This window comes from Cryobacterium sp. M25, assembly GCF_002929635.1.
GTDB classification, from domain to species: domain Bacteria; phylum Actinomycetota; class Actinomycetes; order Actinomycetales; family Microbacteriaceae; genus Cryobacterium; species Cryobacterium sandaracinum.
On the sequence record NZ_PJJU01000035.1, the window covers coordinates 49,534 to 55,533 of the forward strand.

Annotated in this window: 8 protein-coding genes; 4 read left to right on the top strand and 4 right to left on the bottom strand. The window is 68.1% G+C overall.

The window, feature by feature from the left end; translation table 11 throughout:
- Window positions 1–36: 36 nt before the first annotated feature.
- On the top strand, window positions 37–729 hold the full coding sequence (locus CXY81_RS03065; RefSeq protein ID WP_104193927.1) for a Pr6Pr family membrane protein: 693 nt from the start codon (window positions 37–39) through the stop codon (window positions 727–729).
- Between the two features lie 13 nt (window positions 730–742).
- Here CXY81_RS03065 and CXY81_RS03070 read toward each other — a convergent pair whose 3' ends face one another.
- Window positions 743–1,099 carry a winged helix-turn-helix domain-containing protein gene (locus tag CXY81_RS03070; RefSeq protein WP_104193928.1) on the bottom strand — a complete coding sequence of 119 codons (357 nt, stop codon included), beginning with the start codon at window positions 1,097–1,099 and terminating at the stop codon, window positions 743–745.
- Window positions 1,096–2,187 (bottom strand): TerC family protein, encoded by a 1,092-nt coding sequence (locus CXY81_RS03075; RefSeq protein WP_104099665.1) that lies wholly within the window; start codon window positions 2,185–2,187, stop codon window positions 1,096–1,098. The genes CXY81_RS03070 and CXY81_RS03075 overlap by 4 nt, the downstream gene beginning before the upstream one ends.
- Before the next feature lie 232 nt (window positions 2,188–2,419).
- Between CXY81_RS03075 and CXY81_RS03080 the strand changes: the two genes are divergently transcribed.
- The gene (locus CXY81_RS03080; protein WP_104193929.1) at window positions 2,420–2,965 is read left to right on the top strand and encodes a cupin domain-containing protein; all 546 of its coding nucleotides are present in this window, start codon (window positions 2,420–2,422) and stop codon (window positions 2,963–2,965) included.
- 144 nt (window positions 2,966–3,109) lie between these two features.
- Here the strand turns inward: CXY81_RS03080 and CXY81_RS03085 are convergent, their stop codons facing one another.
- Window positions 3,110–3,472: a DUF2834 domain-containing protein gene (locus tag CXY81_RS03085; RefSeq protein WP_104193930.1), complete on the bottom strand. Its 363-nt coding sequence runs from the start codon at window positions 3,470–3,472 to the stop codon at window positions 3,110–3,112.
- A gap of 49 nt (window positions 3,473–3,521) precedes the next feature.
- Here CXY81_RS03085 and CXY81_RS17365 point away from each other — a divergent pair, with 49 nt between their 5' ends.
- Both CXY81_RS17365 and CXY81_RS17370 read left to right on the top strand, forming a co-directional pair.
- Window positions 3,522–4,028 (top strand): hypothetical protein, encoded by a 507-nt coding sequence (locus CXY81_RS17365; protein WP_369828331.1) that lies wholly within the window; start codon window positions 3,522–3,524, stop codon window positions 4,026–4,028.
- The gene (locus CXY81_RS17370; RefSeq protein ID WP_369828332.1) at window positions 3,992–4,294 is read left to right on the top strand and encodes an HNH endonuclease family protein; all 303 of its coding nucleotides are present in this window, start codon (window positions 3,992–3,994) and stop codon (window positions 4,292–4,294) included. Before CXY81_RS17365 ends, CXY81_RS17370 begins: the two co-directional genes overlap by 37 nt.
- A 36-nt stretch (window positions 4,295–4,330) precedes the next feature.
- On the opposite strand, the gene CXY81_RS03095 is transcribed toward CXY81_RS17370, so the two are convergent.
- The coding region (locus tag CXY81_RS03095) for an SbcC/MukB-like Walker B domain-containing protein (protein WP_304481846.1) at window positions 4,331–6,000 on the bottom strand (1,670 nt) is incomplete at its 5' end.

Sequence of the window (6,000 nt, forward strand, 5' to 3'; positions counted from 1 at the left end):
GCTAAATCCCCAGCTCGTCCGCACTATTCTTTTCCAGTGACTTCAACAGCGATCTCTCCGGTGGGCTCCGACTCAGCATCGCCCTCCACCTTCCGGCAGCTTTCCGGTCTGCTGCGGATCGGCATGGGACTGCTGCTCCTCGCGAGCATCATTACGCAGATCACCGACCAGCTCTGGAACGACGCCTTCGTGGCGACCGAGTATTTCGGCTACTTCACCATCCAGTCGAGCCTGATGAACGTGGTCGTGCTGCTCGTGGGAGGTTCCCTCGCCCTTCGCCGAAGCACGGATTCCCAACTCCTCACCGGGGTGCGAATGTCGGTACTCACCTACGCGGTCGTCACCGGGGTCGTCTACAACGCGCTGCTGCGCAACGTCGTCTCCGATGGCTTCATCGGTGTCGGCTGGCCCAACGAGGTGTTGCACGTCTGGGCGCCGATCTTCATCGCGCTGGACTGGATCCTCTCGCCGGGGCGCCCGGCCCTGGCCTGGAAGCGCCTCGGTGTGGCCCTGATCTACCCGCTGGCTTGGGTGGCTTACGCCGTGGTGCGGGGCACCCTGACCGGCTTCCACACCTATCCCTTCCTCGAACCGGCCCAGCCGGGCGGCTACGTGACCGTGATCTTCTACGTGCTCGGCATCGCGACCTTCATCACCGGTCTCGCCGCGGCCGCAATCGCCGCGAGCCGCCTCCGGTCACAGGTTTTGACGACCGAACCCGTGGCCTGATCCGCTGTCGCGGTCAAACCGATCGCGGCGGCGGCGCGAATGTGCTGAACGCGGCGATCATCTCGTCGACGCTGTGCGCCGCGGTCGACGGATGCCGGAACGGCCGGTTCCGCTCGATGCTGTAGTGATTGCGCCGCCCCACCCGTTCGCGCCGGATGTAGCCGGCCTTGACCAGGTCCGCCATGATGCTCAGCGCCGCCCGGGTTGACACCCCCACCGTGTCGGCGAGCTCCTGCACCCGCGCATCGGGGTTCCCCGCGATAGCCAGGAGCAGGTGCGCGTGGTGGGTGAGGAACGTCCACGGCTTGCCAGGGGCATCCGTCGGTCCAGGCGGCGGAACGGGCGGCGGTTCGGGCAGCATCTCGGTCATCGGAGGGTCTCGTTCACCTTCTTCTGCTCAGCCTTCTGTTCGGCCTTCTGCTCGGCATTCTGTGCCTTCTGCTCGGGCGTGCGGGCCGATCGGCGCCAGACCGGCTCCATCTGGGCGAGTTCCTCAGGGGTGGCCTCGCGGAACGAGCCGACGGGAGCGGCCTCGAACTCGCGCCGCCCCTGGCCCCGCGTGGCCCGGAGGCTGAGCATGACCGACACCGCGATGATCAGCGCGATCACAGATAGCGAAACGGTCGTCGGGATGTAGAACACGTCGAGCAGCAGCATCTTGACGCCCACCCAGATCAGCACCAGCGAGAGACCAATCTTCAGGTAGACGAATCGGTGCATGAGGTCGGCGAGCAGGAAGTACATCGCCCGGAGGCCGAGGATTGCAAAGGCGTTGGCGGTGAAGACGATGAACGGTTCACTGGTGACCGCGAAGATGGCCGGGATGGAGTCCACGGCGAACACGACATCCGTCACCTCGACGAGCACGAGAACCGCCAGCAGCGGTGTGGCGAGCAGAATGCCGTTCTTGCGCACGAGTAAGCGCTGGCCGTGGAACGTCTCGGTCATCGGGATGAAGCGGCGGAAGAGGCGCAGCACTTGGGATTTCTCGGGGTGCGCGTGCTCGTTGCGGGTGCGGATCATGCGGTAGCCCGTGAAGATCAGGAACGCAGCGAACACGTAGAGAATCCAGGAGAAGTTCTCGATCAACACGGCGCCCGCGGCGATGAAGATGCCGCGCAGCACGAGCGCACCGAGAACGCCGAGGAACAGCACCCGGTGCTGGTACTGGCGCGGCACCGCGAAAGCGGCGAAGATGATCGCCCAGACGAAGACGTTGTCGACCGCGAGGGACTTCTCGATCAGGTAGCCCGCGTAGTACTGCTGCCCGAACTCGGCCCCGGCCGTCACCCAGATCACGACGCCGAAGGAGATGCCGATGAGCACCCAGATCACGGACCAGATCGCGGCTTCGCGCACTCCGATCACATGGGCCTTGCGATGGGCGAACAGGTCGACGGCGAGCATGACGGCGATGATGCCGAACACCGCCAGCCAGGCGTAGAGGGGAACGTCCATGGGGAATGCCTTCCAGTCACTGCTTCGACTGGAGGTCTGGTCCAACCCGGATCGGGTCCCTGTGGCCGGGCTCCGATGACGGAACCGTAATGACGACCACACGCTGGGGATTACTCCCCTCCGAAAATAAGTGAAGCATACTTCACCCTTTGGCGCAAACCGCGGGGTTGACTGCGGCGGTTGAGCACTTCCGCCGCCGCGACTACCGTGCACTGGAACAACGGAGGATCCCATGAAGGGTTTTGTCGACAACATCGAGGACGCGGCCATCCGCAACTCGAATTTCCGCCAGGTGCTGTACACCGCCCGGGGGCTGCAGCTGGTCGTGATGGCGCTGGAGCCGGGCGAGGACATCGGGGAAGAGGTGCACCCGGATCGAGACCAGTACTTTCGGGTGGAGAAGGGCAAGGGCGAGATCTGGATCGACGGCACCAAGACGAAGATCAGGAAGAACTCGGCCATGGTCGTGCCGGCCGGCGCGCGGCACAATGTGCTCAACACGGGCGGCAAGGTGCTGCGGCTCGCCACGATCTACGCGCCGCCGGAGCATCAGGACGCCATCGTGCACCTGACCAAGGCAGACGCCCAGGCCTCGGAGGAACACTTCGACGGCACCGTCACGGAGCCGAAGCAGAAATCACGCCAGGCGAAGCCGGCCGCCACGCAGGCTACGGCAAAGCCGACGTCGAAGACGACCGCCAAGCCCGCCGCGAAGACACCACGCAAGGCGGCGGCACAGCGCCCCTCGACGAGGGCGCGGTCCGCCGACACCAACTAGCTGAGTGCGGCCTAATGAATTCGACGGAGATTTTGAGCATTTCGGGCTGAAACGGATGTTTGGGGCCGGTTTTGCGCAAAATCTCCGTCGAATTGGTTCGAGACCGCCTGACTGGTCCGCCTGACTGGTCCGCCTGACTGGCGCCTAGCGGGTCCGGGCTCCGGCAGGCGCCGGCCGCACCCGCTGCGCCTGCAGGGTGCGTTCCCGCATCGCAAGGAAAAGCGGGAAGGTGAAGGCGAACGCTGTCAGACCCGAGAGCACCACGTAGAGCCAACCCCGCTTCATCCCGATCCGCCTGGCCTCGACGATGATCAGGATGCTGCCGGCCACCGCCACCACCAGCAGGTCAACGGTCAGTGACGACACCGCCGGACCGCTGTTCACCCAGTCACCGACGAAGTCGCGTAGCTGCACGATCGCCAGCAGGTTGAAGGTCCAGGTGCCCACGAGGCCGCCGAGGCTGAGCGCCAGGTAGACGGCGGCGAGCGGGGTCCAGTTTTTGGTCATACGTCATTATTGCCGCCCGGTAGGGTCGAAAACCGACCCTGGGAGCACCATGCCACACGCATCTCGCAAGCCTGCGTCAACCCGCAGCCGGCGTTCCAGGCGACGGCCCGTCACCGCCCTGATGGTGGTCCTGCCGCTCCTGGCTTTGGTCTCAGCGATCGTGGTCGGCGTGCCCGGCGTCACGCCGGGCGAGACATCCGTTCCCTTCCCGGTCGGATCCACGGCCGCGGCCCCGGTGACCGGCGACGCGGCCGACCTGCTCGCCACCCTGCCGGTCAAGGGCAAGGCCGCGAAGACCGGCTACGACCGCACCGGCGAGTTCGGCTCCGCCTGGCGCGACGTGGACGACAACGGCTGCGACACCCGCAACGATATCCTGGCCCGCGACCTGGCCGCGATCGTGACCGACGCGTCCTGCCGGGTCTTGAGCGGCTGCTGGCGCCGTACACGGGCGAATCGGTGTCGTTCGAGCGCGGCGAGACCACCTCGATGCTCGTGCAGATCGACCATCTGGTCGCTTTGTCGAACGCCTGGCAAACCGGCGCCGCGCAGCTGACCCGGGAGGAGCGGATCGCCCTGGCCAACGACCCGCTGAACCTGCTGGCCTCCGACGGTGTCTCCAACTCGCAGAAGGGCGACGGGGACGCCGCCACCTGGCTGCCCGCGGAGAAGTCGTTCCGCTGCGAATATGTGGCCCGCCAGATCTCCGTGAAGGCCACCTACGGCCTATGGGTGGCCCGGGCCGAGCACGACGCCATGGCGCGCGTGCTCGCGACCTGCCCCGGCCAGCCTGCCTACTCGGCCACGCCCGGTCTGGACTAGTTCCGCGTCGGCACAGCACGAACCGTCACAGCCCGGCTACACCGACACGAGGACCTCGCCGATCTCGCTGAAGCCCTGGTCGGTGACGGTGATGACCAGCTTGGCCGGGATCTGCTCCTTCATGGAGTCGACATGGCTGATCAGACCGATGGTGCGGCCGCCGGCGCGGAGGCCGTCCAGGGTGCTCATCGCGGTTTCCAGGGTGGCACCGTCGAGGGACCCGAAGCCCTCGTCGACGAACAGGGTGTCGAGGGCGATGCCGCCGGCCTGGTTCGACACGATCTCCGCCAGCCCGAGGGCGAGGGCCAATGACGCCAGGAACGTCTCGCCGCCGGAGAGCGACTGGGTGGGGCGGGCCCGCCCGGTGTGCGCGTCCCGGATCATCAGCCCGAGCCCGGACTGGCCACCACGGAACTGCACCGAGTCGTCGTGTTCGAGGGTGTAGCGGCCCCCGGTCATGGTGCGTAGCCGGTTGTTGGCCGCTGCAATGATCTGCTCGAGCTGCGCGGCGAGAACGTAGGTCTCCAGGCGCATCCGTTTCGTGTTGGGTTCGTCGCCATGCACGGCCGCCGCCAACTCCCGAACCTGCGTCTGCGTGGACAGAAGCTCCGCGCCGGCGTCGAAGTGCACGCGGGCATCCGTGACCAGGCCGGTCATGACGGCCACCCGCTCCCCCAGAGAGCCGCGTTCGGCCAGCGCCGCATCCCGTTCCGCCGCCGCCGTCACCAGGGTTTCCCGGGCCGGACCGACGTCGGTTAGGCCGGCGGGAAGACCCGTGAGCGCCGGTTCGGCCAGCACCGAGCGCGCCGCCGCGCGCGAATCGTCGTGACCGCGGATCAGCTCTTCCAGCTGCCGCACGTCGGCGTCGTCCTGGTGGGCGGCGGCCACGTCCTGCTCGTCGACGAAACCTTCGCGGTCCAGCTGGGCCTGAACGGATGCGCCGGCGGCGTTCCGCAGGCTCCGGCGCTCACGGCTGTGGTCGAGGGCCTCGTCGAGGGCCCGCGCGGAGGCCAGCTCGGCCCGCAGCCGATCGACCCGGTAGCCCACCGAGGCGAAGTCGCCGCGCTGGGCGGACACTCGGTCGTCGATGGCCTGTCGGGCGCTGCGGCGCTCGGCAAGCTGCACGGCCGCCTCATCGCGGGCGGAGCAGAGGCCTGCCAGGGCACGGCCGACCTCGTCGAGTTCGGCCCGCAGCCGGCTCTTGTCGAGGCCGAGCGCTGCCGCCCGCACGCCGGCGTTCACGGCCGCGGCGAGGGCCACCTCGGACGCGGCCATTTCGGCGACGATTTCGTCGATGGTGCGCTCCCCGGCCCGGGCCCGGGCCTCGGCCAGGTCGGTGGCCACGGTGCCTGCGGCGGCGTGCGTTTGATCGAGTCGGGTCTGCGCCTGCTTCAGGCATGCCCGTGCCGCCACGATGTCGGCTTCGGTGACCGGTTCATCGTCGCCGGTGGCGGGAGCCGGATGCGCGGTCGAGCCGCACACCTCGCACGGCTCCCCCGGCACGAGGTGCGAGGCCAACTCGACGGCGTGGCCGGCCAGCCGCCGGTCCACGAGGGTCTGGTAGCGCACCGCCGCCGCCGCGTTCTCGCCGGCGGCGACCGCGTCGGTCCGGTGCGCCACCTCCAGCTCCGCGTCGAGACGCCGCACCTGGCCGGCCGCGCCCTCGGCCGCCCGCAGCCGCTCCGCCTGGGCGCGCGCCTCGGGCT